General features: G+C 62.9%; 30 protein-coding genes and 1 pseudogene. 13 read left to right on the forward strand and 18 right to left on the reverse strand.

Annotated elements, in window-relative coordinates; genetic code table 11:
- Positions 1 to 69: 69 nt before the first annotated feature.
- A complete protein-coding gene (locus AC0V8S_RS14945) occupies positions 70 to 813 on the reverse strand; it encodes a helix-turn-helix domain-containing protein (RefSeq protein WP_475438159.1) in 744 nt (247 codons plus the stop codon).
- A gap of 237 nt (positions 814 to 1,050) precedes the next feature.
- Here AC0V8S_RS14945 and AC0V8S_RS14950 point away from each other — a divergent pair, with 237 nt between their 5' ends.
- Both AC0V8S_RS14950 and AC0V8S_RS14955 read left to right on the forward strand, forming a co-directional pair.
- Positions 1,051 to 1,341, forward strand: coding sequence for a hypothetical protein (locus AC0V8S_RS14950; RefSeq protein WP_475438160.1), 291 nt, complete (start codon positions 1,051 to 1,053; stop codon positions 1,339 to 1,341).
- Positions 1,338 to 1,838 carry a hypothetical protein gene (locus AC0V8S_RS14955; protein WP_475438161.1) on the forward strand — a complete coding sequence of 167 codons (501 nt, stop codon included), beginning with the start codon at positions 1,338 to 1,340 and terminating at the stop codon, positions 1,836 to 1,838. Before AC0V8S_RS14950 ends, AC0V8S_RS14955 begins: the two co-directional genes overlap by 4 nt.
- Before the next feature lie 55 nt (positions 1,839 to 1,893).
- On the opposite strand, the gene AC0V8S_RS14960 is transcribed toward AC0V8S_RS14955, so the two are convergent.
- A complete protein-coding gene (locus AC0V8S_RS14960; protein ID WP_183461672.1) occupies positions 1,894 to 2,622 on the reverse strand; it encodes a Crp/Fnr family transcriptional regulator in 729 nt (242 codons plus the stop codon).
- Positions 2,623 to 3,025: 403 nt separating this feature from the next.
- Here AC0V8S_RS14960 and AC0V8S_RS14965 point away from each other — a divergent pair, with 403 nt between their 5' ends.
- A complete protein-coding gene (locus tag AC0V8S_RS14965; protein ID WP_475438162.1) occupies positions 3,026 to 3,220 on the forward strand; it encodes a hypothetical protein in 195 nt (64 codons plus the stop codon).
- A gap of 11 nt (positions 3,221 to 3,231) precedes the next feature.
- Here the strand turns inward: AC0V8S_RS14965 and AC0V8S_RS14970 are convergent, their stop codons facing one another.
- On the reverse strand, positions 3,232 to 3,576 hold the full coding sequence (locus AC0V8S_RS14970; RefSeq protein ID WP_183461670.1) for a low affinity iron permease family protein: 345 nt from the start codon (positions 3,574 to 3,576) through the stop codon (positions 3,232 to 3,234).
- Between the two features lie 119 nt (positions 3,577 to 3,695).
- Between AC0V8S_RS14970 and AC0V8S_RS14975 the strand changes: the two genes are divergently transcribed.
- Positions 3,696 to 3,908, forward strand: coding sequence for a hypothetical protein (locus AC0V8S_RS14975; RefSeq protein ID WP_475438163.1), 213 nt, complete (start codon positions 3,696 to 3,698; stop codon positions 3,906 to 3,908).
- Here the strand turns inward: AC0V8S_RS14975 and AC0V8S_RS14980 are convergent.
- Positions 3,892 to 4,167, reverse strand: a complete 276-nt coding sequence (locus AC0V8S_RS14980; protein WP_475438164.1) for a hypothetical protein — start codon at positions 4,165 to 4,167, stop codon at positions 3,892 to 3,894. The two genes, AC0V8S_RS14975 and AC0V8S_RS14980, sit on opposite strands and share 17 nt — an antisense overlap.
- Positions 4,168 to 4,293: 126 nt before the next feature.
- Between AC0V8S_RS14980 and AC0V8S_RS14985 the strand changes: the two genes are divergently transcribed.
- Entirely contained in the window at positions 4,294 to 4,476 is a 183-nt protein-coding gene (locus tag AC0V8S_RS14985) for a hypothetical protein (protein ID WP_183461666.1), read from the forward strand.
- A gap of 10 nt (positions 4,477 to 4,486) precedes the next feature.
- Here AC0V8S_RS14985 and AC0V8S_RS14990 read toward each other — a convergent pair whose 3' ends face one another.
- Positions 4,487 to 4,732: a hypothetical protein gene (locus AC0V8S_RS14990; protein WP_183461664.1), complete on the reverse strand. Its 246-nt coding sequence runs from the start codon at positions 4,730 to 4,732 to the stop codon at positions 4,487 to 4,489.
- Between the two features lie 269 nt (positions 4,733 to 5,001).
- Between AC0V8S_RS14990 and AC0V8S_RS14995 the strand changes: the two genes are divergently transcribed.
- Positions 5,002 to 5,295: a hypothetical protein gene (locus AC0V8S_RS14995; protein WP_183461662.1), complete on the forward strand. Its 294-nt coding sequence runs from the start codon at positions 5,002 to 5,004 to the stop codon at positions 5,293 to 5,295.
- 362 nt (positions 5,296 to 5,657) lie between these two features.
- On the opposite strand, the gene AC0V8S_RS15000 is transcribed toward AC0V8S_RS14995, so the two are convergent.
- From AC0V8S_RS15000 to AC0V8S_RS15025, 6 genes are all read right to left on the reverse strand, one after another.
- Positions 5,658 to 5,849, reverse strand: a complete 192-nt coding sequence (locus AC0V8S_RS15000) for a hypothetical protein (RefSeq protein WP_183461660.1) — start codon at positions 5,847 to 5,849, stop codon at positions 5,658 to 5,660.
- Between the two features lie 297 nt (positions 5,850 to 6,146).
- Positions 6,147 to 6,620: a hypothetical protein gene (locus tag AC0V8S_RS15005; RefSeq protein ID WP_475438165.1), complete on the reverse strand. Its 474-nt coding sequence runs from the start codon at positions 6,618 to 6,620 to the stop codon at positions 6,147 to 6,149.
- Positions 6,621 to 6,627: 7 nt separating this feature from the next.
- Positions 6,628 to 6,804 (reverse strand): hypothetical protein, encoded by a 177-nt coding sequence (locus AC0V8S_RS15010; RefSeq protein WP_183461656.1) that lies wholly within the window; start codon positions 6,802 to 6,804, stop codon positions 6,628 to 6,630.
- Between the two features lie 241 nt (positions 6,805 to 7,045).
- Positions 7,046 to 7,255, reverse strand: coding sequence for a hypothetical protein (locus tag AC0V8S_RS15015; protein WP_183461654.1), 210 nt, complete (start codon positions 7,253 to 7,255; stop codon positions 7,046 to 7,048).
- 101 nt (positions 7,256 to 7,356) lie between these two features.
- Positions 7,357 to 8,046 carry a Crp/Fnr family transcriptional regulator gene (locus AC0V8S_RS15020; protein WP_475438629.1) on the reverse strand — a complete coding sequence of 230 codons (690 nt, stop codon included), beginning with the start codon at positions 8,044 to 8,046 and terminating at the stop codon, positions 7,357 to 7,359.
- A gap of 275 nt (positions 8,047 to 8,321) precedes the next feature.
- The gene (locus tag AC0V8S_RS15025; protein WP_183461652.1) at positions 8,322 to 8,711 is read right to left on the reverse strand and encodes a hypothetical protein; all 390 of its coding nucleotides are present in this window, start codon (positions 8,709 to 8,711) and stop codon (positions 8,322 to 8,324) included.
- A gap of 247 nt (positions 8,712 to 8,958) precedes the next feature.
- Here AC0V8S_RS15025 and AC0V8S_RS15030 point away from each other — a divergent pair, with 247 nt between their 5' ends.
- Positions 8,959 to 9,138 carry a hypothetical protein gene (locus AC0V8S_RS15030; protein WP_475438166.1) on the forward strand — a complete coding sequence of 60 codons (180 nt, stop codon included), beginning with the start codon at positions 8,959 to 8,961 and terminating at the stop codon, positions 9,136 to 9,138.
- Between the two features lie 111 nt (positions 9,139 to 9,249).
- Here AC0V8S_RS15030 and katE read toward each other — a convergent pair whose 3' ends face one another.
- From katE to AC0V8S_RS15055, 5 genes and pseudogenes are all read right to left on the reverse strand, one after another.
- Positions 9,250 to 11,358 (reverse strand): catalase, encoded by a 2,109-nt coding sequence (gene katE, locus AC0V8S_RS15035; protein ID WP_475438167.1) that lies wholly within the window; start codon positions 11,356 to 11,358, stop codon positions 9,250 to 9,252.
- Between the two features lie 151 nt (positions 11,359 to 11,509).
- Positions 11,510 to 11,725: a CsbD family protein gene (locus AC0V8S_RS15040; protein ID WP_019859538.1), complete on the reverse strand. Its 216-nt coding sequence runs from the start codon at positions 11,723 to 11,725 to the stop codon at positions 11,510 to 11,512.
- 339 nt (positions 11,726 to 12,064) lie between these two features.
- On the reverse strand, positions 12,065 to 12,169 hold the full coding sequence (locus AC0V8S_RS15045; RefSeq protein WP_183461646.1) for a putative RiPP precursor: 105 nt from the start codon (positions 12,167 to 12,169) through the stop codon (positions 12,065 to 12,067).
- Between the two features lie 105 nt (positions 12,170 to 12,274).
- Positions 12,275 to 12,397 (reverse strand): annotated as a pseudogene (locus tag AC0V8S_RS15050) (hydroxyacid dehydrogenase); the annotation flags it as partial.
- Positions 12,398 to 12,823: 426 nt separating this feature from the next.
- On the reverse strand, positions 12,824 to 13,855 hold the full coding sequence (locus AC0V8S_RS15055; protein WP_475438168.1) for a hydroxyacid dehydrogenase: 1,032 nt from the start codon (positions 13,853 to 13,855) through the stop codon (positions 12,824 to 12,826).
- A gap of 202 nt (positions 13,856 to 14,057) precedes the next feature.
- Here AC0V8S_RS15055 and AC0V8S_RS15060 point away from each other — a divergent pair, with 202 nt between their 5' ends.
- The 4 genes from AC0V8S_RS15060 to AC0V8S_RS15075 all read left to right on the forward strand — a co-directional run bounded on the left by AC0V8S_RS15060 (position 14,058) and on the right by AC0V8S_RS15075 (position 18,953).
- Positions 14,058 to 15,137 carry a LacI family DNA-binding transcriptional regulator gene (locus AC0V8S_RS15060; RefSeq protein ID WP_475438169.1) on the forward strand — a complete coding sequence of 360 codons (1,080 nt, stop codon included), beginning with the start codon at positions 14,058 to 14,060 and terminating at the stop codon, positions 15,135 to 15,137.
- Positions 15,138 to 15,211: 74 nt separating this feature from the next.
- Positions 15,212 to 16,201 carry a sugar ABC transporter substrate-binding protein gene (locus AC0V8S_RS15065; RefSeq protein ID WP_475438170.1) on the forward strand — a complete coding sequence of 330 codons (990 nt, stop codon included), beginning with the start codon at positions 15,212 to 15,214 and terminating at the stop codon, positions 16,199 to 16,201.
- A gap of 147 nt (positions 16,202 to 16,348) precedes the next feature.
- Complete coding sequence (locus tag AC0V8S_RS15070) at positions 16,349 to 18,097, forward strand: ATP-binding cassette domain-containing protein (protein WP_475438171.1); 1,749 nt, start codon at positions 16,349 to 16,351, stop codon at positions 18,095 to 18,097.
- A 1-nt stretch (position 18,098) separates the two neighbouring features.
- Complete coding sequence (locus AC0V8S_RS15075; protein WP_475438172.1) at positions 18,099 to 18,953, forward strand: sugar phosphate isomerase/epimerase family protein; 855 nt, start codon at positions 18,099 to 18,101, stop codon at positions 18,951 to 18,953.
- Positions 18,954 to 19,475: 522 nt separating this feature from the next.
- Here the strand turns inward: AC0V8S_RS15075 and AC0V8S_RS15080 are convergent.
- Positions 19,476 to 20,684 carry an FAD-dependent oxidoreductase gene (locus tag AC0V8S_RS15080; protein WP_475438173.1) on the reverse strand — a complete coding sequence of 403 codons (1,209 nt, stop codon included), beginning with the start codon at positions 20,682 to 20,684 and terminating at the stop codon, positions 19,476 to 19,478.
- Between the two features lie 94 nt (positions 20,685 to 20,778).
- The gene (locus tag AC0V8S_RS15085) at positions 20,779 to 22,278 is read right to left on the reverse strand and encodes a glucosamine inositolphosphorylceramide transferase family protein (protein ID WP_475438174.1); all 1,500 of its coding nucleotides are present in this window, start codon (positions 22,276 to 22,278) and stop codon (positions 20,779 to 20,781) included.
- Between the two features lie 354 nt (positions 22,279 to 22,632).
- Between AC0V8S_RS15085 and AC0V8S_RS15090 the strand changes: the two genes are divergently transcribed.
- Together AC0V8S_RS15090 and AC0V8S_RS15095 are read left to right on the forward strand one after the other, a co-directional pair.
- On the forward strand, positions 22,633 to 24,720 hold the full coding sequence (locus AC0V8S_RS15090) for a GumC family protein (RefSeq protein ID WP_475438175.1): 2,088 nt from the start codon (positions 22,633 to 22,635) through the stop codon (positions 24,718 to 24,720).
- A gap of 1 nt (position 24,721) precedes the next feature.
- Positions 24,722 to 26,047, forward strand: coding sequence for a VpsF family polysaccharide biosynthesis protein (locus tag AC0V8S_RS15095; protein WP_475438176.1), 1,326 nt, complete (start codon positions 24,722 to 24,724; stop codon positions 26,045 to 26,047).
- Positions 26,048 to 26,165: the final 118 nt, after the last annotated feature.

The following is a 26,165-nucleotide window of genomic DNA, read 5'->3' on the forward strand; positions in this document are numbered from 1 at the left end:
GGCCGACCTTGTCGACCCGGCCAACCTCTTGTTGGCCAAAGCTAATCTTTGTTGACCTGGGATGCCACTCTAGCCTTCGCGGAAAAGGCTGGCCACGAGCTGGTCGAGGCGCGGGTCGTCGAGGCTGACGATCCCCGACATTTGCAGCGCCTGTCTCAGGCTGATCCGGCGGACCTCCTGGCGCATGATGACCTTTACGCTGACCGGCCCCGCGTGGGTCAGGATGAAGGCGTTGCCGACCAGGACCGGCTCCGAGAACGGCGCCCACTGCACGGCCACGATCGACGGCTCGCCGGTCTGCCGGCGGTTGATCCCGGCGAAATAGATCCAGTTCAGCCGCGAGATCGCCACGCCATAGTGCCAGCCCGGCGCCCGCGCTCCGCCCTGGCGATGGCCGTCGGCCCAGCGGGTCACGCGCCTGAAGGTCACCTGTTCGGCCTCGCGCCGCACGAAGGTGACCGACCGCATCACAAGATCGGGACGGTCGGGAACCGCAAAGTAGGTGAAATAGGTGCCGCCGGCGATGGCTGGAGCCGGGCCACGCACCATGTTCTCGTAAAGCCTCTGGTGGATCGGCAACAGGGTCGGGTTTGCGGGCGCGGGGGCTTCCGGCGCGCGGTACAGTTCATCCTCGTCGATGCGGAAATAGGCGCAGATCAGTTTCGCCGTGGCCCGGTTGGGCACGCTCTTGCCTTGCAGATAGCGCTCGAACTGCGTGCGGCTCATGTTCAGTCCGCGGCATACGGCGGCCACCGACGCATGGCCGGAGACCAGCCGTCGCAGATTCGCGGCAAGATTCTTGCGGATTGGCACGACACCGCCCCTCGACAGCCGTCCGGACCATTATTCAGCAATTGCTTATATTCAGCCAATCTCGCACAACATCGCGCTGTCGCGAATGGGACCTTTGGCCAATAGCGTGGCCGGCGCACAGGCGCGTGAATTGTACGATTTCGTACATATCGCCTATGCAAGCCATGCGAATGGGCGTAGCTTCAGGCCAAGAGCGACCCTGGATCGGCCTCTCGACATCGAATGATGGAGAGTGCTTTGGACCACGCAGAGCTGATCGATATTCTCGACTATACTTACACTCAATTGAGCAAGATCCGCCAGGCGGTCGCGGCAAGCGATCACGCCGGCACCATGTTCGCCATCGATTGCCTGATCGGCGCGGCGGCCGAGCAGACCAGGTGCAAGCTCGCTGGCCTGGAGCATGCCGGCATGCCGGTTGGCAGGGATGGGCCAGTTGGCGCAAACGGCACGGTTGCCCACTTCCAGACGAGGGCGGTCAAGCCGGGCGCGGGCAAGGCAGCGACGCGCGTGCGGCGCCTGCCTTGAGCCTTTTCGCCAGACTTCGCGCCGGCAGCCGCGCGGCGGTCCTGGTCCCTTACAGATATGTCAGGTTGGGCCTGTCTCTCATGGACGGCTGCGACGCGCATGAGAACGGCAATGATTTTGTCGCTGAACATCCGGACTGGCGGGTGGTGCGCGGCTGGCTGATGTCTCCAGGCGACATTCTCGACAAGCATGTCGTCGTCGAGAGCCTCCTGACCGGGCAGCGCTTCGACGTGACACCGCTCGATCCGCGTGTGCCATTCTTCGAGCGTCCGGGCACGGCGGAAGAGTTCGACGGACTGTGCATCAGATCAGCATGCCTGCCTATTCGCCACCAGCGCGGCTGGTCGTCATGGAGGCAAGCGACGAGACCGGGCGCGGCGCAAGTGCCGTGGCTTCGGATGCGGGGACGTTCGGCGAGGATGCCGACGCTTGATGTGTCGGCCGGCGACGATCTCACCCATCAGCCCGGCATGATCTTTCCGATCAGCCTGGCATGATCTTTCCGATCAGCCTGGCATGATCTTTCCGATCAGCCTGGCATGATCTTTCCGATCAGCCTGGCATGATCTCGCCGATCAGCCTGGCATATTCGGCTTCGGGTTCGCCGTAACTGCCATTGGCGAGTTCCAGCAGTCCGGCGCGGTTGCGAATGACGATCTCGCCACGGCGCGAGCGGATCAGCGCGCGGCCTTCCAGCAATTGCAGGGCGACTGTGACGCCAGGCCGCCGCACGCCAAGCATGATGGAAAGAAATTCGTGGGTGATGGCAAGGCGTTCGCCAGGCACCCGGTCGTCGCACATCAGCAGCCAGCGTGCCAGACGCTCCTCGAGTTTCAGCCTTGCATTGACCAGCGCGGTGCAGCCGGCCTGGGTGTGCAGCGTGTTGACGAAGCGCAGCAGGAACAGGCGCAAGGTCGGGCTCGCCGCAAGGGCCGCGTTGAACGGGGCGGCATCGATGCGGATGGCCTCGCCTTCGAGCTGCACGAAACAGGCATGCGCGGCACGGTCGTCGCCCATCACCAGGGTGGACCCGGTCATGCCCTCGAAGCCGATGAAGCCCACCTCCGCGTCTCGGCCGCTCGTCGTCCTGGCGACAACCGAACCAATGCCTTGTTCGATAAAGTAGACGGCCTCTATCGCGACATTGGGCGTGACAAGCATCATGCGCAGCGGTAATTCGCAACGCTGCATATGCGGCTCCAGCAATGCGAGATCATCCGCGCTCATGCGCAGCAGCAGCTGGTTTTGGTATTGATTTCGGTCGGGATCAAATTCAGTCATGGCGCGGCCCAATGCAGGGCAAGAGCCATCCGATCTCCCAGCCGTCCGCGCCCGTATCAACGTGCCGACGATTGCATGGATATGGGGAACTCGGGACCAAGAAACCTAGGAATGCGGTCTGGAATTCGATGCACGGCGTCCCCTCTCACCGTTTCGCATACGAGAAGATCGACCGCAGCGTTAGTGTCGGAAACGTACCAAACTCAGCTTGGTACGAAACCGACATATCTCTTGGGCCACATATCTCTTGGACCCTTGCCTTGAAGCAGGGCCATCGTTCCCACCGCGAATTGACTCGCTATTTTTGTACGAAAGCGTACGCTTCTTATGTCGTCCGCCTCACACGGCACACGGACGCTTGGTAGCCAACTCAGGTGCTCCCGCCATCGACGCGGAGGCTGAAATGGCAGAGGACCATTCAGGCAAAAGGGTAACGGCGTTCGACTGCGAGATTTCTCGCGGCGCCTTCAGGAAATTGGTCGTGGAAAATCGCATCACCGAACGCGAATGGCGCATGCACGCCCGGGTGCTGGCGCGCGAATTGACCGAACTTGACGAGATCGACCCGGACATTGTGGAGTGGATCGTGCGCAGGTAGGTCTTGCCGATTTACGCCTGGTCAGTGGCGGTTCGCGCCGCCTCTTCTTCGAGCTTGACGAGCTTGGCCTTGATTTCCTCCGGGTCGGCATGTTCCAGCCCGACAACATCGTTTCTGGCGTCGTTGAGCGCGACGATAATCTCGTCGAGCTTGGCATGGATGGCGGCGGTGTCGCGGTAGCCCTGGATCAAGACGACGCCGGTGATGACGATGGCCGCGACCGATAGCGCATAGGTGACGGCGTTTGTCAGACCGAAAGGCACCAAAGCGGTACACACCACCATGGCGATGATCATGACGTAGAAACCCGGCGGGCGAGACAGGAAATCTGCGGCGATGAAAAGGAATTTGTTCATGCCACCCACCAATGGTCGTGACGCGCACCGAGGCCCATAATGCCAGCAAGTTCGTCGAAGGAATTTCGTTCCAGGAACCTAGGTGACCTCTCGAAGTTTGGCTGAGAGGAAGGACAGCCATGCCACGCTATCAGATCCACGAAATGGACGGCGGTGAGCCTTCGGCATCGCATCTCGCCAGCGGCACAACCGCTCTTGAAGCCCTGCAGAAGATCACCGGCAAAACGATTTGGACGCCGGCCTTGCAGAACCGCTGGTTCAGAGTGGTCGACGAAGACGAGGGCGACGTGTTCGAATACAGCGTCGAGCACGAGTTCATCTCGCGTCGCTAGTTTTGTGCGTCGCCTTTCGGGCGCCGGGCTTGCGTTTTGCCGCAGTGGCGCCGGCAGAAGCCGGGGCCTCCGATGAAAGCCGCTGCTCTCGCAGCCGGGCGGTCTTTGCCTCACGCGCCTCGCGTTCGATGGCAATGATCGATTGAGCTTCGCGGGTGGCGCGTTCAATCCGGTCCTTGTCCTGAGGCAGTCGGGCCACGGTATTCTCCTTTGCTTCGGTGGCACTCAAAATGCGAGCCGGCAGAAAACGTTCCAGCAACCGGGCCGCTCGGTACGAAAACGACACCACATTTGTTGTTGCGCGCGCTCGCAATCGCCTTAGAGGTCAGGGGTCACCGGCCACGAAACGGGCGCTGGTGCTTGAGAGCGAGTGGATCAACCGCAAGTGAAGAGGCCTCTCACCGCCAGGCTGGCGAACGACAATTGCGAGGCTGAAGATCACCTTGTTGTGGTGACATTGGGCATACGTGCCACCCTCGAGGGCCTGGTCGCGCCTGTCGAAATGCTGATCGAGGTCTTAAGCTTCGAAGACCCGGCGGACGCCATCGATCCGCCGTCGGCGCGGTAGCCTGATATCCTCACCCATCCGCACGCTTGGTCTTGCTGGCGCCCTGTTCGCCGCTCAGAAGACCGAAGTCGGCTGAACGGGTGCCGCTGTTGGCATGCAGAAAGCCCTCGGCGGCCAGGCCGCGGCGCAGCAGCTCACGCACCGCAGCCGCGCGGCTCGGCATGCGCTTATCGAAACGCCATGTGTCGAGCGCCGCGAATTCCTCTTTGTTCAGCATGACCTGCAGTCGTTCGGGGCGTTCAAGATTGTCGGTCATCATGGCCTCCTGCTTCCGGCAATCCAGCCGGTGAGCCGAATGAGTAAGTGACTTATGTGCCTCACAATCTGCCAATGGCCTGTTTGGTTCCGAGGTAGCCAAATGCATTTGTTGCATCTGCTACTCAAAGGGCCTCGGTCACGTCACTGGCTAAATATACTAACTAATTGATTTTATTAATATTTTTTTGACAATTGTCTTGCTTTGGCGAAACGCCTGGCGCATAGTGAAAGTGAGGGAAAACCCAGTCCTGCGGACAGGAGTTTGCCATGCACAACCACCCGATCGAACTGCGCGACGACCTGAATTACACCTTGGTCAAGACAATCTATGAGTTTGGAATTGTGAACGTTCCGATCCTGGCCGCTCAATTGGCCGACCGCCACGGCGACCTGTCGTTCGCCGACGCCGAACGGCTGGTGCTTGGCTTCGCACAGCTCTATTCGGCACCGGTCGTTTTCGACCGCTCGGGGTGCGATTGGCGACTGAAAGAGCCTGTCGGTTGGGACAATGACGGCCTGCTTCTCGACATCGTCCAAAACGAGTTTGGCCGCGCCGCCTGAATCTCGATTGTACGTTTCCGACAATTCATGGGTCATTGCCTGACAATGGGCCCAGGCTTTGACAAGAGCGGGCCCGTTGATCGGACCGGCCTCTCGACCTTGTGCGATGAGAGAAGCCTGTGAAACTCACCGACCTGTTGGAACTGCTCAACATCTGCAATCCCTGTTCGCAACAGCCCACAAGGCGATTGCCGGCAGCGGGCATCATGAAACGATGTTCGAGATAGATGCGCTGGTCGGCGTTGCAAAATGAAGAGGTCCGCAGGAAGGTCCGGTCACTCGAGACCGAGCGAAACCGGGCATTCCGATCCAAGTCAAACGCGCACGATGCCGCGGACTGATCCCGGCTTTTCAAGCCGGCTCTACTTGCGGATGATCCGAAGGATAATCTCAGGGTCGACAACACTCGATCCGGTCAGGTGCCTGACCATTTCCTCGGCATGGCTAACCCACATGGCTTCAGGCAGCAAGCCTTCGGCGACCAGACTTTTGAATGCGCTGCGAAGGGTATGGAAATCGAGGGCAGAGACTGGGCTGTCGGTGTCGTCGTTCATCGTCTCAACTCCCTCAGGGCGGGAGTACGATGTACACTCTCAAGCGCCAGCGCCCGTTCAGTGGCCAGCGACAACGACACTGTACGCTTCCGACAATCGGATAGCGAGCCTTGGTACCGACAAATGTAAGCCCGCCACCGAGGGGGCAGTGGCGGGCTCAATGAAAAGTTGTTTGACTAACTTTCCGGCGCCTTGTCGGCGGGGGCTTCCGAGACGCTACCAGGAACGGGTTGTCATGCAAAAGGTTCCGTCCGCGCACAGCACGAGCGGCTCAGAGGTTAGGCCGTCGCCCGGTCTTCAATACCGGGGCCTTTTATCGGAAACGACGACCAATCTCCCTCCAACATTCTGGCACCGTTTGCAGACGAGCTTCGATGCCAGCCGCCTTTCGGTGTTGAAATCATAGTGGGTGCCGTAGGTCTCGATCAGGCCATCGAGATCCAGCGAACGCAGATGACCGCAGCGTGGATTGCCGCAATAGGCGCTGAGGCCCATGCCTTGGTCCCGAAGCTCGCCAAGGTTCTTCGGCCCCGCAATCGGCAGAACAATACCTGCCGGCTCCGCCGGATGTGCGACCGCAGCCAGGACAGGCGTTCGAATCTCCGTCCGGTCAATGGTGCCGATCGCGTGGACTGCCTTGTCTTCTGCGACCCCTATGAGGGAGTCGATCTCTTCCATGGCGTCGATATGCCCACGGACATACAAAGCCTGTCGCAGCACATGCAACGCATCTCTCGTTTCGCAAAGTGTCGTGCGCAGGGTGATGGGCATTTCGCGTTCACTCCTTCATGTAGCTGTCGGGAGCGGCAAGTGCCGCCAGAAACATGGGGCCATCGGATGGCCAGCCGTCTGCCAAGGCGTCGGCCATTTGAGGAAGTGTACAAAGCACCGAAATGGTGCCGCCACTTCGCTCTATCGGAATTCTGGAAAACATGTTTGGCCGGTTGACGGTCACTGCATAGCTCCCGCTTGGGCGGGAGAATGTTAAGCGCTCTCAAGCACCAGCGCCCGTGCAAAAGCTGATGACATTTTGATTAAGCACTTAAACAAGGCGCCGTCTATTAACTATGTCGTATCGGTCGAATAATATTAAATTTTAATAAACTTCGATGTTTACTTGGTGAAAACCGTACGGTTCCGACATTTCTTTGGTTGGTATTGGTACCAAACCGACAATCTGGCGCAGGCAATTCGCACTAAAGGCGTGACGCGAGCCGGGTCAGCCCTACGCGCATGCGCTGGCTATCGGCAAAGGACCGGGCGTAGGATTCCACATCAAACGTGCTCAGATGCGCTTTGCCGTTGATGACGACCCGAACACGCCATTCGCCCATGGTCTCGGTGACTTCGACGCCATCTGGAATAAGATTGGGCGGCAGAATGTTTGGTTGTTCTGCTTCAGTCATGACTTTCCTCCCGAAAGGGCGAAAGCACCTGATTTGGCTCCCAAGCGTCCGTGTGCCGTAGACGGCGGACGACTTGAGAATTGTACGCTTCCGACAATCCGTTAGCCAGTCAATTCAGACTCCGAACCGACCTCTCCCAAAAGCCTGGCATATTCAGCTTCCGGTACCCCATATCCGCCGCGCGCCAGCGCAATCAGCCCAGGCCGGTCCAGGATGACAACCTCACCCCGGCGCGATCGGATCAGAGCGAGACCTTCCAATTCCTGCAAGGCGATGGTGACGCCTGGCCGTCTTACGCCAAGCATCGTGGCGAGGAATTCGTGGGTAATGGAAAACCGCACGCCCACCACGCGGTCGTCGCACATCAGCAACCACCGAGCCAGGCGACCCGCCAACTTCAGCCGCGCGTTGACAAGTGCGGTATACCCGGTCTGGATCTGCAGAGAATTGACGAAGCGCAACAGGAACAATCGCAATGTGGGGCTGGTCGTCAGAGCCGCGTCAAAGCTGTTTGCATCAATGCGCATCGCTTCGCCTTCGAGTTGCACGAAGCAGGCTTGCGGCGAGCGGTTGTCGGCCATCACCAGCGAATATCCAGCCATTCCCTCAAAGCCGATGAACCCGATCTCCGCCTCGTGGCCGCCGGACGTGCGCGCGACCACCGACGCAATGCCGTGCTCGATGAAGTAGACGGCTGCAATCGGCACGTCGGGCGTCACAAGAGGCATTCTCAGCGGCAAAGCTGTCCGGTGCAGACCGGGCTCAAGCAGCGCAAGGTCCTGCCCGCTCATCTTGCGCAACAGTTCATTTCGGAATCTTGGCTGAGCGGAGGTTTCGTCAGCCAGTGCTTGGCCGGTGACAGTCGATTTTGGAATTTCGTAATTCATCGCGTAGCTCCCGCAGGGGCGGGAGTACGATCGACACTCTCAAGCGCCAGCGCCCGTTCAGTGGCTAGCGACAGACGAACTGTACGCTTTCGACATTCCGATAGCGAGTCATTCCGTTCAGGGACGGTAGCAGAGCCAAGGAAAACACAAGCGGACCCGCAGCTGGATGCGCTGCTTGCTTACAACTCTTCTGTGGAGGGGTGTGGCGACGAATTGGCGGAGTGCTCCACCGCATCAGCTTGAGGGAAGCGCAATGCTCCGCCGCCACCTGAATCAACAGTCTCGGCAGAGGATGGTTCCGTGATTGCAGGGTCGATCGCCCACAAGACAGGCTGTTGCGAAGATGAAGGCAGGCGATCGACCTCGCCGAGCCATTCGGCGTAGCTGGAGTTCATGGCGGCATGCAATTCCGCGGACTTGTCCATGCCGCCCTGGAACAGTTCCATGACGCGGCGGCCAAGCCGCTCCCGCGCAGCGTGACCGTCACCAATGCCGGCCTGGCGACAATACTCGTCGAGCACTTTGGCCAGGATCAAAAGCTGATTTGAGTCCGCCGAACCGTTTGGCATCATCGCTTTCCCATCGGTGGGGCGAAAGCGCGATCGGCTCTTTCAAGCGCCAGCGCCCAGTCAACGGCCAGCGACAGAGAGACTGTACGCTTCCGACAATCGGTTAGCCAGTCCCGCGAACTGTCGGAAACGTACCAAGCGACCTCCTTCATTGTTCGGCCAACTCGCTAGCCTCGCGTCGCGGTGGACCTCCGGGTGGAACCGCTCGCTTCCAGAAGGGTTTATTTGTGAAGCGAGGAACCGCACCATGGTGGTAAGCATCGAACAGGCGATGGCCGAAGCGATCCTGGCAATCCGGATGCTGCGGAAATCCATCGCCGACCATGGCCATCTCGAGGCGATGATCGATTTCGACAGGGTTATGGCCAACGCTGTCGAAGAAGCCGAGAAGCAACTGACGAGACTGCAGGCCTCCGGACCGTCCTGAATTGCGCCGGCGAGGGCGTCTATCTCGCAGCGGGCTTCGCAATCGCCAGGGATATGCGGCTGGATCTGACTGCGCCGGCAGTGCCGTGAGCGCAGCCAGACCCAGTCGAAGTCAGCCCAGCTTCACCTTCGGCTCGCGCGCCCAGAAGCGCAGGTCGCCGAGCCTGGTGATGAAGCCCGCGACATCCCTGGCGGATGCAAGCGGAATGACCGCCTCATCCTCGGCGACGCCGGCCTTGTCCAAGAGGGGTACCGCCGCCTCGACGAAGCCGATGAATTTGCAATGCGCAAAGGCGTCGGCGACGAAGTCGCGGGCGGTGGATTCCTTCAGCAGGTCGGCCATTGCGGGCTTCGCCGGTAACAGCGCGACCGCGTCGTAGAGCACCGACGGCGCGCCTGCGATCATCTGCTGCGCGTCGATCCAGCTGCCGTCGCTGGCCTTGGCGCCGCCGACCTTCGGCGCGATGATCTCGAATTTCGCGCCGGCTTTGGTCAGTCCCTGTTTCAGCGCATTGAGCAGGGCGGCGTCGGTGCCGTCGGTCACCAGGATGCCAAGCTTGCGGCCCTCGAAGCGGCCGGGGCCGTTCTTGAGGATGCTCAGCGCGTCCGACGCGGGAAGATCCCGGCGCGTCGGCACCGCCGCATCGGCAGGCTTCGGCATTGCCTTCAAGCCGAGCGCATCCGCCACCTTGCGAGCCAACGCATCATCGATGTTGAGAAGATGGGAAACGATGCGCTCGCGAATAACAGGTGTTTGCACCTTGCTCAGCTCGAAGGTCAGTGCCGCGGCGATGTGGCCCTGCTCGACAGGCTGCTGGCTGATGTAGAACTGGCGCGCCTGGCTATAATGATCGGCAAAGGTTTCCGACCGCAAACGGGCCTTCGGTCCGGTTTCGGCTTCGGCAAAGGAGCGGAATCCCTTGGCGGGCGATTCACGCGGGCCTTCATCCCATGAATTGGGCTGATAGTTGGCCCGGCCGACCGGGTTGCGCATCGCCATCTGCCCATCCTGCTGGAAATTATGGAAGGGGCATTTCGGCGCGTTGATCGGGATATGGGTGAAGTTGGTGCTGCCCAGCCGTTTGATCTGCGTGTCGAGATAAGAGAAATTGCGGCCCTGCAGCAGCGGGTCGTTGGAGAAGTCGACGCCGGGCGGCACGTTCTGCGTCATGAACGCGACCTGCTCGGTCTCGGCGAAGAAATTGTCGGGCATGCGATCGAGCACCAGGCGGCCGACCGCGATCGGCGGCAGCACCTCCTCGGGAATGAGCTTGGTCGGATCGAGGATGTCGAAGTCGAAACTGTCGGCGAAGGCCTGGTCGAACAGCTGCAGCTGCAGCTCCCATTCGGGGAAATTGCCGGCGTGGATCGCGTCCCAGAGGTCGCGGCGATGGAAGTCGGGATCGGCGCCGTTGATCTTGACCGCCTCGTTCCAGGCGACCGACTGCAGGCCGAGCTTCGGCTTCCAGAGGAATTTGACGAAGGTCGATTCATCCTTGGTGTTGAGCAGCCGGAAGGTGTGGACGCCGAACCCTTCCATGAAGCGCAGCGAGCGCGGGATGGCCCTGTCCGACATCGCCCACATGATCATGTGCATGCTTTCAGGCGTGAGCGAGATGAAATCCCAGAAATTGTCGTGCGCGGTCTGCGCCTGCGGGAAGTCGCTGTTGGGCTCGGCCTTGGCGGCATGGATCAGGTCGGGGAACTTGATCGCATCCTGGATGAAGAACACCGGCATGTTGTTGCCGACAATGTCCCAGTTGCCTTCCTGCGTGTAGAGTTTGACGGCGAAGCCGCGCACGTCGCGGGCAAGATCGGCGGAGCCCTTGTTGCCGGCGACGGTGGAGAAGCGCACGAAAGCCGGCGTCTTTTCGCCGGCGCGCTGGAAGATGTCGGCACGGGTGTACTTGGCCAGCGATTCATAGGTTTCGAAATAGCCGTGCGCGCCATAGCCACGCGCATGGACGACGCGCTCGGGAATGCGTTCGTGGTCGAAATGGAAGATCTTTTCGCGGAAGTGGAAGTCTTCGAGCACGGTCGGGCCACGGGCACCGATCTTGAGCGAGTTCTGGTCGTCGGAGACCGGCCCACCTTGCGCGGTGGTCAACACCGGCGCCGGACCCGACGCGGTCTGGTGCAGTTCGCCGCCTTCGCCGCGCTGCAGTTTCTGATCGTGGATGGTCGCGGCCGTCCCGGCCAACTTGGATGCTTGCTTCGCCATGACTGAAAATCCCTGGGGTCAATGCGCGGGCTGCGCTGATTCCTCAATCTCTGGGATGGCAATGCGTTCCCTGCCGTTTTGAAATCCGCAAATGCAGAAGGCCGCCGATTCGCACGGCGGCCTTCGATTGTCTTTAAAGAGTGAAGAACCCTCAGAGGTTCTTGTTGATCGCGGCGGCGGTCTTGTTGGTCGCGTCCTTGACGGCGGACTTGGCGTCGCCGACGGCCTTCTGGACCTTGCCCTTGGCTTCCTGTGCCGCGCCTTCGGCGCGCAGGCGGTCATTGCCGACGGCCTTGCCGACACCTTCCTTGGCCTTTCCGACGGCCTGATTGGCGAGACCCGAGGCCTTATCGCTGGTGCTTCCCATGGGATTTCCTTTCGCGGATTGTTGCGGAGACCAACGTCGCTTTGTTTGGAAAGTTCCGCTCCTCGTGGGGAGGCGCCAAACGAAAAGGCCCGCCACCGACGCGAATCGTGACGGGCCTTCTGGAGTAGGCCGGGCGTCCCACCGCCCGGCCGTTTGCAAAACCTGTCAGCGAGATGATCGTTCCATCACGACAGGAAGCCCACCATCTCGGTGCGAGGGCTTTCGAGGCTTGCGGATTGTCCAGTTCTCCCCGCGCGAGGTCGCAAGACCTCGTCTATGTCTGAAGCCGCAGATCTTCGATGCCTGCCGGAAGGTCTCCAATCACTCAAAATCGAGAAACTAACCGGCCGGGCCGATTGGGCCGCCCGAGACCGCTTCCTGCGCTGTCACCGCCGACAGTTTCTGCCGTTTGACGAATGTCGGCTTGTCATAGGTCTTTCGCATTCGAGTCCTCCGCCCGTTCGAATGGCTGAGGGTCGTTGCATGCCGACTCATTGTCAAGCGCGCGAGCAGGGCGGCGCAATGCCGACGCGTCTTTCCGCTCTTCCATCAGTTCTTGTCCATCGGCTTGGAGCGCATGCGCGACGCCGTCTCGCGCTCGGCGGGCTTGGAGTGCAGCGGCTGCAGGCCGCGGTCGATCAGGTTCATGTCTTCCAGCACCATGTCGACCATGCTTGTCGAATCTGTCGCCGAGCGTGCGTCCGATGGTTTCGATGATCGCCTGAACAGCAGGCGAACGACCAGGCCGAAGTAACCGGCCTGCAGGATGACCAGCGTCAGCACGAACCAGCCAAGGGTCGCCCAGATCGACCCGGTCGCCAAATAAGCCCAGATCGCAACGCCGATGGTCGTTGCAGACATCCCGACCAGAAATTGCGGAAAGTACATGTCGCTTTCCACCTCCATTTCCAACCCGTGGGTTGGAATCCGTCCTATGCCAGCATCCTTTAGTTAAGTTGTCACTAAATTAGCAATAGTGCAATTGCCTGACCGCCAACCGCCAACACGGTCATGGCGCGGCCATCGCGGGTGTGAGCCTGTGTATGGTGTGCGGGGCTTCTCCAGCCACGGACAAACCAGCGAAACGGCCGCCTTCCGTCAGTTCCGGTCCACCGGCTTGGAGCGCATGCGCGACACCGTCTCGCGCTCGGCGCGCTTGGAGCGCAGCGGCGGCAGGCCGCGGTCGATCAGGTCCATGTCTTCCAGCACCATGTCGCCCATGCGCTTGAAGGCAATGTCGAGCGCGCCGGCGCGGTGGGCCGAGCGCAGGAAGCCGGGCAGGGTGCGAACCGGATGGTCGCCCGCCAGCGGCTCCTCGGGGAAGACGTCGCTGGCGGCGACGATGTGGCCGCTCTTCACCGCCGCCATCAAGGCGGGGAAATCGACGACGCCGGCGCGGCTGAGCAGGATGAAGGCAGCGCCTTTGCGCATCGAGGCAAAGGCGTCCGCGCCGAGAAAGCCCTGGTTCTCGGAGGTCACCGAAGCAACGACGAAGACGAAGTCGCTCTGCGTCAGCACCTCATCCAGCGAGGCCGGCTCGACGCCATTGTCGATCAGGATCGATGGCGGCAGCCAGGGATCGAAGACTTTGGTGCGGGTGCGGAAGCCGGTGAGCAGCCGGTTCAGCGCGCGGCCGAGATCGCCGAAGCCGATGATGCCGACATCGGCGCCCGAAAGCAGCCGCGCCGTCAGATTGCCGTCGCCGCCCCACAATTCCTCGCCCTTGCGGAAGGCGAGGTCGGCGTCGACGATATTGCGGACAAGGTTGAGCGCCATGGCAAGGCCAAGCTCGGCCACCGGCTCGGCAAAGACGAGACCGGTGGTGACAACATGGATGCCGCGGGCGAACAGCGTCTCGTAAGGCATGTTGTTGAGCAGGTTGGACTCGACATTGAAGACGCAGCGTAGCGCTTTCATCTCAGCCAGCGTTTCCGGCGAGATCGGCGGCTGGCCGACGATGTAGCGGGCTTCCGCCAGCACATCGGCCGGCAGCTTGGCGACGCCATCGGGCGTGGTTTCGACGATGCGGTATTTCGCCTTGAAGCACGCCAGCTGCGGCGGCGTGAAGATCAGCTCCAGCGAGCGCGGTTCCGGCGCGCTGATGACCAGCGGCAAGGTCTTGTTTGGCATGACGATTCCTCCCGGCGCGACGCTGCCGCGCAATTTTGCTTTGCCCACCTCGTTATCCCAAAACCGTTCTACAGTTTCGGGTGATATGCGGCTCGGCGGTTAAAATACCGCCGGTGAACCGATTTACAACTGCGAAAAATCGATTTACTCATTTCGTCAGCGGACGGAAAATGCCTCTGTCCGCGCCTCGGGAGGAGGAACAATGGCGCATAGGCAGGACCAGCAGCGGCGTGCGTCGATCCACGACGTGGCAAGCCGTGCCGGCGTATCCGCCGCCACCGTCTCCAAGGTCATGGCCGGCGTCACCACGGTCAAGCCCGAGAATGCGCAACGCGTCCTGGATGCCATCGAACAGCTTGGTTATCGCGTCGATCCGCTGGCCTCGGACATGCGCCGGGCCAAGCGCCGCATCATCGGCGCCATCATGCCGGAATTCGAAAGCGAGTTCTTCGGCCAGATGGTCACCCAGCTCGAAAGCCTCGCCGAACAGCGCGGCTACACGCTGGTGGCGGCGTCGAGCCGTGAATCGGAAGCACGCGAAACGGAGATCCTCGCCCGCATGCATGACTGGCGGGTAGCCGGCGTGGTGCTGGCGCCGGTGCGCAACGAGCATGGCCCGGCGGCCGCCTTCATGAAGGCCAATGGCATGACCGGCGTGCTGATCGACCGCGTGCTGTCCGACGACGCCTTCGACACGGTGTCGGCCGACAGTGCTGCCGCCAGCGCCGAAGTGGCGGGCCAACTGATCGGCAAGGGCCATCGCCATATATTGGTGGTCGGCCTTGGCGAACAGGCGGCGACGGTGCGCGCCCGCCTTGACGGGTTTCGCGCCACCGCGCTGCACCTGGCGCCGGATGTGCGCATCGATGTCGTGCTTGCCGAAACCGATGTCGAACCGCTCAGGGCGCAGTTGCGCGACTATTTTGACAAGGGCGAAAGGAAGGGTGGGAGCGGGCGCCCGACGGCGGTCTATTCGCTGTTCCTCAAGGGCACGCTGGTGGCGCTGTCGGAATTCCGCCGCCGCGGCTGGCATTGCCCCAACGATATTTCGCTGGTCGGCTTCGACGATGCCGAATGGATGCAGGTGACCTGGCCGGCCATCGCCGCCGTGGTGCAGCCGGTGCGCCAGATCGCAGGCCACGCCATGGAGGCGCTGTTTGCCAGGATTGAAGGCGAGGAGGGCCCGCCGAGAGCGCGGCTCGAACCTTGCCGGGTTTTGATGCGGGAATCCGTTGGCTCGCCAGGCAGCGGCCCGCATTCCGGGGGAGGAAACCGACAATAGCCCCCATTGTCGACGCAGTAGCGCTGCGCCTGGCCACGGCTCGCGGCATCAGACATCAACAGGAGGAGAAACAGATGACCTCGTTCATCCCGAAGATAAATCGATTTACTCTCGCTTTTGGCGTCGCCATGGCGCTGTGCGCCGCGAATTCGGCGAGGGCTGACGACGCCGAATACGGCGTGCTGATGAAGACGCTGGCCAACCCGTTCTGGGGCGCGATGAGCCAGGGCGTCGAGGCCGGGGCCAAGGGCGCCGGCGTCAAGATCTTCGAGCAGGCGGCCGAGAGCGACCAGGCGGCCGAGCCGCAGCTGAACCTGTGCAACACCATGCTGGAGCGCAAGCCGGCGGCGATGATCACCGCGGCCATCAACTCGACCAACCTTCTGCCCTGCCTGAAGGTGGCGCAGGAGGCCGGCGTCAAGATCGTCGACCTCGACAACAATCTCGACCAGGCGGTGCTCGACAAGGAAGGCATCAAGGTCACCTTCCATATCGGCTCCGACAACAATGCCGCCGGCGCGCAAGGCGCCGAATATCTCGTCTCCAAGCTCGGCAAGGACGCCAAGGGTCCGGTGCTGGTGATCGAGGGCCTGTCGGGCAACATCACCGGCGAGAAACGCGCCAAGGGTTTTGCCGACAAGCTGAAGGAACTGGCGCCCGGCCTGGAGATCGTTGCCTCGCTGCCGGGTGACTGGGATCGCGGCAAGGCCGCATCGATCGCTACCGACACGCTGACGGCGCATCCCGACCTCGTCGCCATCTTCTGCGCCAATGACGGCATGGCGCTGGGCGCCGTGGAATCCGTCTACGCCGCCGGCAAGGGTCCGCAGGTGACCATCATCGGCGTCGACGGCAATTCCGATGCGGTGAAGTCGATCAAGGAAGGCCGGCTCAATGCATCCGTGGCGCAGCTGCCCTACCTCGTCGGCAAGCAGGCGGTCGAAAACGTCAAGAAGGCGCTGGCCGGAGAGAAGGTCGAAGACAGCATCGCCGTGCCGACCCTGGTGCTGACCAAAGAGGTCATCGACGCCGGCAAGGAGCCGATGCTGGAGTACGTCAAGTAGGAAGGGAAGGGAGTAGGGGAGTAGGTCAGTAGGGGAGTAGGGAAGAGGATGTAGGCGGCAAACGCCTTTACTTCAGAATGCCTCCCGCTCTTAACCTACTCCCCTACTCCCCTACTCCCCTATTGCCCTCTTTAAAGGTGCAACCAAATGTCATTCTGGTCCCGGGTGCAGCGTGCATCCGTCGAACGGCTTCATATCAGGCTGGAATCGCTGCTGGTGCTGGTGGCGCTCAGCGCTGTCATGGCGGTGCTGTCGCCGTATTTCCTGTCGCTGAGCAATTTCCTCAACATCCTGCTCGCGACCTCGACGATCGGCGTGCTGGCGATCGCCGCCACTTTCGTCATCGGCTCGGGTGGGCTCGATCTGTCGCTCGGCTCGGTGATGGGCCTGTCCGGCGTCGCCGGCGCTTTCGTCGCAGTCAATCTTGGCTGGTGGTCGCCGCTGGCGGTTCTCGCCTGCATCCTCGCCGGCGGCATTGCCGGCTACATCAATGGCCAACTGGTCACCCGCGCCTTCGTGCCGGCCTTCATCGTCACGCTCGGCATGCTGGGCCTGGCACGCGGGCTGGCGCTGGTCATATCGCAGGGCAGGGCGATCTACGGCCTGCCGCCCGAAATCGTCTATATCGGCCAGGGCCGGCCGTTCGGCGTGCCGATGCCGGTCATCCTTTTGGTGCTGACGGCTGTTGTCGCGCACTGCCTGCTCGCCTATACGCGCTTTGGCCGCCACACGCTGGCGCTCGGCGACAGCGAGGGTGCCGCACGCGCCGCCGGCATCCGCGTCGAACACCACCGCCGCATCATCTACACGCTGTCGGGCGCGCTCGCCGGTCTTGCCGGGCTGTTGTTCACCGCCCGCGTCAATGCCGGCGATCCGACCGCCGGCATCAATTACGAGCTGACAGCCATCAATCACCGCGGCGATCATCGGCGGCACCAATCTGTTCGGCGGCCGCGCCTCGATCCTCGGCACCATGATCGGTGCGCTGATCATGGGCGTGCTGCAGAACGGGCTGACGCTGCTTGCCGTGCAATCCTATTACCAGCAGATGGCGATTGGCGCGGTGCTGATCCTGGCCGTCTTCATCGACCAGTACCAGGTGCGCAAGGAGTCACGCGTATGACCCTCCTTGTCCTCAACGGCATCCGCAAGAGTTTTGGCGCGGTCGACGTGCTGCATGGCGTCGACCTCTCGGTCGAGGCCGGCGAGGTGATCGGCCTGGTCGGCGACAATGGCGCCGGCAAGTCGACGTTGATGAAGACCATCACCGGCATTTATCGCGCCGATTCCGGCTCCATCCAGCTCGACGGCCGGGATATCTTGCCGCTCGATCCCGGCCAGCGGCGCCAGCTCGGCATCGAGATGATCTACCAGGACCTGTCACTGGCCAAGCAGCAGGACGTGGCCGCCAACATCTTCCTCGGCCGCGAACCGGTGAAGAAGCTGTTCGGCCTGTTTCCATGGTTTGTCGACAAGGCCGAGATGGACCGCCAGGCGGCAAAGATGATCGAGCGGCTCGGCGCGCATCTGCCGTCGATCAACCGCTCGGTCGGCTCGTTCTCCGGCGGCCAGCAGCAGACGGTGGCGATTGCCCGCGCACTGACCTTCAATCCCAAGCTGGTCATCATGGACGAGCCGACGGCGGCGCTCGCCGTGCGCGAGGTGCAGAGCGTGCTCGACCTGATCCGCCGGCTGAAATCGGAAGGCATTGCCGTCATCCTGATCTCGCACCGGCTGAACGACGTGCTGGCGGTCACGGACCGCATCGTGGTGCTGCGCCATGGTCGCGCCGAGGCCAATCTCACCACGGCGAAAACCAATATGAACGAAGTCGTCGGCCGCATCGTCGGCGGTGGCGACACCAGCGCCGCGGCGGCCCACGAACAGAGAGGCTGAAATGAACACCTTTGGACTGCACACTTTCGCCATTGCCCCGGTCTGGGACCTCGACCTGATCGAGCCGCAGATGGAGCGGCTGAAGGGGCTCGGCATCGGCCTGCTCGAAATCCCGCTGCTGCGTCCGGAAGAGATCGACACTCTGCGCACGCGGGCTTTCGCTGAGAAGTGGAATGTCGAGCTTATTCCGTCGCTTGGCCTGCCGGCTTCACTTGACGTGGCAGTACGGCCGGACGAGGCGCTGGCCTTTCTCGAACCGGCCTTTGGCGTCTGCGAAGCGGTGGGCAGCAGGGCGCTGGGCGGCGTCACCTATGGCACGATCGGCAAGACATCCGGACGCGCGCCGACCGAAGAAGAGATCGACGGCATGTGCCGCTTCCTGGTGCGCGCGGCCAAGGCCGCCAAGGCGCATGGGCTGAAGCTCGGCATCGAGCCCTGCAACCGCTACGAGACGCATCTGATCAACCGCGGCATCGACGCCACGCGCATCATCGAGCGCGTCGGCGCCGACAACATCTTCATCCACCTCGACACCTATCACATGCATATCGAGGAGGAGAGTTTCGAGGTCGGTTTCCGGGCGGCGGCGCCCTATCTCGGCTATGTCCACGTCTCGGAAGCCAATCGCGGCGTGCCTGGGCGCGGCATGCTCAACTGGGCGGCCTGCATGAAGGCCATCGCCGACATCGGCTACACCGGGGCGATTACGCTCGAAAGCATGAACCATGTCGACGTCGACATCGCCGGCGGCCTCGCCGTGTGGCGGCCGGTGGCGGAGAATCCCGACGATGTGATCGGTGTAGGGTTGCCGTTCCTGCGCGAGGCGGCGAGGAAGGCCGGGCTGCAGTTGGGGTGAGGGGGAAGGCCGAGCCACCTCTCCTCCATTTCATCTCCGCTATGCATTCTTGTGTGATTGGCGTGACTGATCAGCCCGAGGCTTGATTGCCACGTGGTTCCCCCAATCCGTCGCTGCTTCGCAGCGCCACCTTTCCCCCCTCCGGAGGGAAAGGAAGGGAGCTTTGCTGGACGAGCGTTGACGGCAAGAGCTTGGCGCCCTTCCTCTCCCCCGTCGATCGGGGGGTCCGAAGGACGGGCGAGACCCGTGGCTCGCCCCGGCAGGTGGCTCGGCAAAGCCGAGACGGAGTGGGGGTCGACGAGCGCAGCATAAGACAATGCATGCGCCAAGCTGCCATGCACGCCATCGCCAAAGACCAGCCGCTTGGAAATGTGTGCATGCCGTAGCCCATTCCATGGAGCGAGGAACCTAAATCCTGCGAGGCCGGCGTCCCGAGACAAGGTAGGCGCTTCCCTTCTCCTCGGGGGGAGGAGAAGGGAGGACGCCTCTGCCTTCGATGGCGGGAAGAGAGTGGGAGGACCCTCACGCCATTCCGGGCTCCCGCCGCGGTCCCAAATGGCGCACCTTGCGGCCGATGATCATCAGCTGCCGCGCCGTGTTGTTGCGCAGGCGCCGCACGCGCCATTCCAGCCCGGTTTCGGTGGTGATCTGCTTGGCGTAGACGCTTACACGCATGCCTTCCTCATCCGAAGCCACCTTGACCGGGTCGTCGTAGAAAGCGCCGATCTTGTCCGCCGCCATGCCTGGTGTTTCGAGCCAGCGCGGAATGTGAACCGAATGGAGCTGATCGACATCGATCATGACCCGCCCGATGCCGACGCCCGGCGTCGGGCATGTCGTCACGAATGCATCGCCAATGAAGACAACCCCGTCGCGACGATGGCCTTGCGTCGTGGTCAGATTGACCTGCCTGACCTCGACGGGACTCGCCACTTCGAAATTGCCGCACTGCGCCGCTATTTCCGGCATCAGTTCGCAAAGCATCTTTTGCGGATCGGCGCGGAAATCCCGCGTCCACTGGTCGGCGACGGTGCGATAGACGAACATGTTCGCCCGCATCCTGTCGCCGATGGGAAAGACGGTGAGATAGGCGACGCGGTCCGAGGCCCGCTTGCCGTAGCAGGTGACGGCCCGATAGGCGCAATCACGCGGCGCAATGGCGAGGTCGAATCCCATCGACAGCGAATGCGCCTTCGACAGTTCGATGCGCTCGACACCGATGGCGCGCCGAACCAATTCGCTGTAGCCGGTGGCCACCACCAGCAGGCGGGCATTGATGACGGTGCCGTCGGCCAGCACGAGCCGCTGCCGGTCCGGTCCGGTCGAGACCTCGGTTACCTTGCCGACCGTCAGCGGTACCTGCGACGGCAAGGCATCGCGCAGGCCATTGATCAGCGCGCCGTAGGAGAACGCGTATTCCCACTTCTTTTCACGTGCGAAGAATTGACCGAGGCGGAAGACATCGATGTCGGTAAACGGGGTGACGAGAGGCATGACCATCTTGTCGAGACCGAGCTTCTCGAACAGTCGCATCTGGTTCGCGCCGATCTTCTCGGCCCGGAACTCGTCGTGATGGGTGCGGTGCGGGTCGATCAGCGCCACCTTGCGGCCGGCGTTTCCCAAGACCGTTGCCAAGGTGGTGCCAGCCATTCCGGCGCCAATGATCGCCACGTCGACTTCAGCCGGGGCAGGCTCAGCGGGGGTCATGTCACTGCCCTTTCTGCTGGTCATGTTTCTCTCCACAATCTGTGGTGGAAAATATCTTCCAGCCCTTTATCAACCTCAAGCAACCCATGCGCGTGCCCGGTAGTAACACTTGTTTACCTTAACGGCGGACCTGTTGTTTCCAGCGCGGCGCGATCGCCGAGCCATCGATGAATTCCAGGCCGCCCGCCTCGTTGAGCGTGTGCAGCTTGCGCCCATTCCATAGCGCGCCAGGAGTTAAGATGGTCTCGACGACCTGCTCCATGCCGTTCAAATCAAGGTGAGCGACGCGTGCGATGCCAAGGGCGGCGCCATAACTCCTGCGGCAATCCTGCACCGGACGCAGCAATTGGCCGTTGCGTTCGACCATGCGGCCGGCCGGCCGCGCCGAGGCGATGTCGACCAGCACGGGATTTTTGGGATGCGGCGTCCACGGCCCGCGAAAATCCGGCGCCGACCACAGATGCAGCGCGTCGGAGAAGGCGCCGCCGCCGTCGCGGACGGTGGCGAACAGCCACCAGCGTTCGCCATGCTCGACCAAGGTGGCGTCGCTGGCGACGACGTCGGACAAGAGCGTCGCTTCCTTGACCCAGCCGCCGGGGAAGGCGGTGGCGCGGTAGAGGTCGACGGTGCGGTTGGCGCAGCTTTCCGGCACCATCCAGACCTCGCCGTCGCGCTCGAAGACGAAGGGGTAGGAAAGGTGATAGGGCAGGTCGAGCACCGGTTCGGGACGTCCGATCGGTCCCGATGGACCGAAAGGCACGGCGGAGATGATGGCCCGGCCCAGACGGTGGATATAGTCCTCCACGAACAGCGTCACCTGTCCCTGGTATAGGATCGGGAACGGATCGGCGTAGAAGCGGCTGCCGTCGTCGGGCAGCACCTGCCAGCCCGTTGCCGGATGCGCGCGCAGGTCGAACAGGTCGCGGCCATTGGTCTGGCGCCAGCCGACCTTCCAGTGCGGGGCGTTGTAGCAGAGGTGGTAGATCTTCTGGACGACGCGCCGCGCCAGCGCCTTGCCCGCCCTGATGCCGAGCTTGGTGGGCGAGGGTATCTGCGGCGACCCTCCGGCTTGCGCCGGCTCAGGCAGCAAGGGCAGGGTCCGCGCCGCGCCGGTCATTGCCGCGACGATCAGGCTTGCGGTGCGCGCCAGCATGTCCTGGAAGGCTGCGAGCGCGATGCCGCCATATTCGGTGCCCAGGCGTCCTTCGGCGACGGTGGCGCCGTTCTCCTCGATGCGGGCAATCGGCGTGCGGCCGTCGAGGATCAGCGCCAGCAGGGCCACTTCGCCGGCGGCGCCGTCATAGGTGACGCGCCAGACGCGCGTTCCTTCCGAGCTCACATCGCCGCAGAGGTCGATCACCAGGTCCGGAGAGGCGGGCGGCTGCGTGCGGTAGGGCGCCAGCGCCGACAGCGGCAGCCGCTTGGCGAGCCCCTCCGCCGGCAGGCCATGGAGGACCGTCTCAAGCTGGAACAATGCCGCGACGCTGCTGGGAATGCCGCCCCCGGCAGGCCTGGCGTCGACGGACATCTCGACCTGCGCCAGTGCCGCCAGCCGCTGCAGCAACAGCAGGTGAAAAGCACGGACGCACTCGCTGTCCAGGCGCAGGCTCACTTGCATGTCGCACCCCTGGCGTTTTGATGTTCGGTATCTGGCCGGTGTTCGATATCAGGGCAGGGGAGATGGCGGCACGGGAGGGCTGGACTCGAGTGCTGCCCCATTTCCATTCGTCTCCTGCTCGCTCGCGCCCGTATCAGCGCCTGTGCCTAATATTACGCAAACTCCGTGCCAAAAATGCGTAAACTCCCAGCCGAAAATCAGACGAGCTCTCAACATAATTAACAGTGTTTTAACAGTTGAAGGAATAGCTAGGCTGAGGCCGCAATTTATTCTTTTGGGGCACATGGAGTGTTGTCGGAGCGACCTTTGCAATCATCCCTGCTCTCGTTGCCGCAACAAAACGCTCCTGAGGCGATGCAATATGCTGCCCCGGAGCCAGTGCCGACGGCGTCCTATGCATCCTCGACCGTCGAGCTGGGTGACCTGAAGCGCATATTGGTGCGCCGCCGTTTCCTGATCTTCGCCACCGCCGCGCTGCTGACCCTTGTGACGCTGGCCTATGGCTTGCTGACGCCGGCGCTGTACAGCTCGGTGGCGGAAATCATCATCGATCCGCAAGACCTGCAGGTGGTCACCAACGACGTCAATCCGAGCCGCGTTCCGCCCGATGGCGGCATTACCATGGTGGAAAGCCAGGTCAGCGTCGTCCAGTCGACGGGCGTGCTGCTCAAGGCCATCGAGGCAACCAAGCTGACCGAGGATCCGGAATTCAACGGGCAGGGCGGGTTGTTGAGCCGCTTGCTCGGCGGCGTGCTGGGCTCGGGGTCGGCCGAAACCGACAGGACGGGCAAGACACTCGATGCGCTGCGCCGGGTGCTGGCGGTGAAGCGGGCCGACAAGGTGCTGGTCCTCGACGTGATCGTCACCGCCAAGAGCGCCGACAAGGCGGCGAAGCTCGCCAATGCCATCGCGCAAGCCTATCTCGCCGACCACGCGAGCGCGCGCGCCAAGATGGCCACGGATGCTTCCGATTCCATCACCGCGCGGCTGGACGAACAGCGCAAGCGCGTGCAGAAAGCCGAGAACGCCGTCGAGGCCTACAAATCCGCCAACAACATGGTGATGGCGGCGGGCAACCTGGTCAGCGACCAGGAACTGACCGAGATCAACACGCAGCTCTCGGCCGCGCAAAGCCGCACCGCGGCGCTGAAGGCGCAGGTCGACCAGCTGCGCCGGTCCGGCGGCGCGCCTGATGCGACCTCGGAAGCGATGCGCTCGTCGGTGATTTCGAGCCTTAGGGCGCAGGAGGCGACGCTCGTCGACCAGGTTTCGCAGCTCGGCACGGAACTCGGGCCGCGCCACCCCTCGATGATCGCCGCCCAGCAGCAGCTGCGCGACACGCGCGCGCTCATCGCGCGCGAACTCGGCCGCATCGGCGCCGCCGCCGAGACCGATTACGAGCGGGCGCTGGCCAACCAGCAGGCGCTGGAAGCCAAGGTCGCCGGCATGAAGAGCAAGTCGCTCGACACCGACCAGGCCTCGGTCAAGCTGCGCGAATTGCAGCGCGATCTCGAAGCCGTGCGCTCCGTCTATGCCACCTATCTGCAGCGGGCGCAGGAAACGCGCGAGCAGATCAATGTCGACAGCACCAATGCGCGCATCATCTCCGAGGCCATGCCCGCCTTGAAGAAGAGCTGGCCGCCTTTGCCGCTGCTGCTGTTCGGCGCCCTCTTCGGCGGGCTGGGGCTGGGCACCGCGCTGGCGCTGATCGCGGAATATTCCTCGCCGACCGTGCTTTCCAGCGCGCAGATGCAATCGGCCATCGACGCGCCGGTGTTTGGCGTGCTGCCGGCAAGGTCGGGCGGTGGCCGCCGCTGGTGGCCTTTCGGCGGCGCCACCGCCGCGGCCGGACAGAAGACCGACGCGGTCGCGGGCCTGGCGCTGCGGCGCCTGTTCGCCTCCAGCCGGCGTCCGCCGAACTGGCCGCTGGTGCCGTCCGTCCTGCTGACGTCGCCGCCGGAAGACGCCGCGCATCGGGGCCGGGTGGCACGCCTGCTCGCCAATGCCGCGGCTGCCAGGGGCAGCCGTGTCCTGTTCATCGACACCACTGCCAGCGGCGGCAAGAAGGAGCCGCAGCCCGGTCTCCTCGACGTGCTGCGCGGCGAATACGCCTTCGAGGCGCTGAGCCACTACACGGCCGGCAGCAATGTCGCGGTTCTGGGCAGGGGCCGGCAGACGGCCGTCTTCTCCGAGGCGCAGGGCGTCTATTTCACGCAGCATATGCTGGCTCAGGCGGGCCGCAACTTCGACCTCGTCGTCGTCGACGGCGGCGCGCTGGCCGACAATCTCAACGCCTCGCCGCTGGTCGCCATGGTCGACGAGATCGTCATGGTCGCGACGCTCAACTCGACGCCGATGGCCGACGTCACGGCGGCCTCGCAGGCCATTTCCGTCATGGGGCGGTTGCCGACCGGCGCCTTGCTGGTCGACGAGGCGGCCTGACATGGCTGCTGTCCGGGCCACCAACCCGGCAGCCGGCTGGGCCGGTTCGGGTCAAGTCGCTGTCCGCCCGGGCAGCTCCGTCGACTGGCTGACCAGCTTTGGCCTGGTCGCAACGGTGGCGTTGCTGTTCGGCATCTCCGGCGGCATGCTGTGGCTGGTGGGCTACAATTACGATGGCCTGACCGGCAATCCGGCGACCAAGATCCATCCTTCGACCTACCTGCTCGTGCTGGTGTTTGCCTGGCGCGCCTGCACCTTCGGCAATCCGATCGGCTATATGGTTGCCGTCGCCGACCGGCGGCCGGCCAGCACGCTGATGGCGGTCATGTCGATCGTGCTGCTGGTCGTCGTCATCGCGCGCCAACGCCCCGGCATGGCCGGCATGATCGACACCTTCGTGGCGCCGGCGCTGCTGGTGATGATGCTGGGCGAGGACGACGAGAAGACATTCGCTCGGATGCAGACAGTCGTGCATGCGATCATGACCGTGAACGCTTTGCTCGCTTTGTTCGAGTTCGCCAGCAAGACGCTGATCTTTCCCTATCGCCTCGACGGCGAGGTGTTCATGGCCGACCTGCGCTCGACGGCGCTTCAGGGGCATCCGCTGTCCAATGCCACGGTCACCTCGGTCTATGTGCTGGCGCTGCTCTCCGGTTCGCGATCGCTGTCCATGCCAGTGCGGCTCGGGCTGATCGGCCTGCAATTCGCGGCGCTGGTCGCGTTTGGCGGCCGGTCCGCGATGGTGACGACGATCGTGCTCGGCGGTTGCTACTTGCTTATCCAGGGCCTGCGTAGCCTGCGCACGGGGCGTGTCAACCTGCTTGGCGCGGCCCTCGGCCTCATCCTTGCCGCGCTGGTGCCGGTGGTCATCGCGGTCGCGGCGTCATTCGGTTTCTTCGACGCGCTGCTGGAGCGCTTCGTGTCGGACAGTGGCAGCGCCAATGCCCGCGTCGAGATGTTCGAGCTGTTCAACCATGTGGAACTGCGCGACCTGATCGTCGGGCCGGACATCGACCTTATCGAAAGCCTGCGCCGCATCAGTGGTCTCGAGCAAGGCATCGAGAACCCGATCATCCGCCTGGTCCTCTACCAGGGCGCCTTCTTCACCTTGCTGTTGTTTGTCGGCTTCGCCCTGTTCATGCACGAAGTGGCGCGCCGCTGCCATTCCGGCATCTGGCTGACGATGCTGGGCTGGCTGATCCTGCTCAACACCTCCGAGAGCCTTGCCTCGAAGACGACGCTGATGACCAAATTCGTGGTGATCGCGCTGGTGCTGTATCGGCCGGCAAGGGGTGTGGGGCGAGGGGCGCAAGCCGGGCGAAGCTAGCGCTCTACGAGGCCCCCCTCTGCCCTACCGGGCATCTCCCCCTCAAGGGGGGAGATCGGATGCCGCATGGCCTTCGCCAATCGCCTATGTTGTAAAGGACGAGCCGGCGCCAAAACTG

This window comes from Mesorhizobium oxytropidicola, from assembly GCF_056174625.1.

Excerpts from the sequence above, each read along its gene's own strand:
- AC0V8S_RS15070 (WP_475438171.1), top strand. The coding sequence starts at position 16,349 with ATGTCATTCTGGTCCCGGGTGCAGCGTGCATCCGTCGAACGGCTTCAT.
- AC0V8S_RS14990 (WP_183461664.1), bottom strand. The coding sequence starts at position 4,732 with ATGACCGACAATCTTGAACGCCCCGAACGACTGCAGGTCATGCTGAAC.
- katE (WP_475438167.1), bottom strand. The coding sequence starts at position 11,358 with ATGGCGAAGCAAGCATCCAAGTTGGCCGGGACGGCCGCGACCATCCAC.
- AC0V8S_RS15000 (WP_183461660.1), bottom strand. The coding sequence starts at position 5,849 with ATGAACGACGACACCGACAGCCCAGTCTCTGCCCTCGATTTCCATACC.
- AC0V8S_RS15040 (WP_019859538.1), bottom strand. The coding sequence starts at position 11,725 with ATGGGAAGCACCAGCGATAAGGCCTCGGGTCTCGCCAATCAGGCCGTC.
- AC0V8S_RS15005 (WP_475438165.1), bottom strand. The coding sequence starts at position 6,620 with ATGCCCATCACCCTGCGCACGACACTTTGCGAAACGAGAGATGCGTTG.
- AC0V8S_RS15055 (WP_475438168.1), bottom strand. The coding sequence starts at position 13,855 with ATGCCAAACAAGACCTTGCCGCTGGTCATCAGCGCGCCGGAACCGCGC.
- AC0V8S_RS14970 (WP_183461670.1), bottom strand. The coding sequence starts at position 3,576 with ATGAACAAATTCCTTTTCATCGCCGCAGATTTCCTGTCTCGCCCGCCG.
- AC0V8S_RS15065 (WP_475438170.1), top strand. The coding sequence starts at position 15,212 with ATGACCTCGTTCATCCCGAAGATAAATCGATTTACTCTCGCTTTTGGC.
- AC0V8S_RS15085 (WP_475438174.1), bottom strand. The coding sequence starts at position 22,278 with ATGCAAGTGAGCCTGCGCCTGGACAGCGAGTGCGTCCGTGCTTTTCAC.
- AC0V8S_RS15090 (WP_475438175.1), top strand. The coding sequence starts at position 22,633 with ATGCAATATGCTGCCCCGGAGCCAGTGCCGACGGCGTCCTATGCATCC.
- AC0V8S_RS15080 (WP_475438173.1), bottom strand. The coding sequence starts at position 20,684 with ATGACCAGCAGAAAGGGCAGTGACATGACCCCCGCTGAGCCTGCCCCG.
- AC0V8S_RS15045 (WP_183461646.1), bottom strand. The coding sequence starts at position 12,169 with ATGCGAAAGACCTATGACAAGCCGACATTCGTCAAACGGCAGAAACTG.
- AC0V8S_RS15015 (WP_183461654.1), bottom strand. The coding sequence starts at position 7,255 with ATGACTGAAGCAGAACAACCAAACATTCTGCCGCCCAATCTTATTCCA.
- AC0V8S_RS15030 (WP_475438166.1), top strand. The coding sequence starts at position 8,959 with ATGGTGGTAAGCATCGAACAGGCGATGGCCGAAGCGATCCTGGCAATC.
- AC0V8S_RS15020 (WP_475438629.1), bottom strand. The coding sequence starts at position 8,046 with ATGAGCGGGCAGGACCTTGCGCTGCTTGAGCCCGGTCTGCACCGGACA.
- AC0V8S_RS14960 (WP_183461672.1), bottom strand. The coding sequence starts at position 2,622 with ATGACTGAATTTGATCCCGACCGAAATCAATACCAAAACCAGCTGCTG.
- AC0V8S_RS15025 (WP_183461652.1), bottom strand. The coding sequence starts at position 8,711 with ATGCCAAACGGTTCGGCGGACTCAAATCAGCTTTTGATCCTGGCCAAA.
- AC0V8S_RS14975 (WP_475438163.1), top strand. The coding sequence starts at position 3,696 with ATGCCACGCTATCAGATCCACGAAATGGACGGCGGTGAGCCTTCGGCA.
- AC0V8S_RS15075 (WP_475438172.1), top strand. The coding sequence starts at position 18,099 with ATGAACACCTTTGGACTGCACACTTTCGCCATTGCCCCGGTCTGGGAC.
- AC0V8S_RS15095 (WP_475438176.1), top strand. The coding sequence starts at position 24,722 with ATGGCTGCTGTCCGGGCCACCAACCCGGCAGCCGGCTGGGCCGGTTCG.
- AC0V8S_RS14995 (WP_183461662.1), top strand. The coding sequence starts at position 5,002 with ATGCACAACCACCCGATCGAACTGCGCGACGACCTGAATTACACCTTG.
- AC0V8S_RS14965 (WP_475438162.1), top strand. The coding sequence starts at position 3,026 with ATGGCAGAGGACCATTCAGGCAAAAGGGTAACGGCGTTCGACTGCGAG.
- AC0V8S_RS15060 (WP_475438169.1), top strand. The coding sequence starts at position 14,058 with ATGGCGCATAGGCAGGACCAGCAGCGGCGTGCGTCGATCCACGACGTG.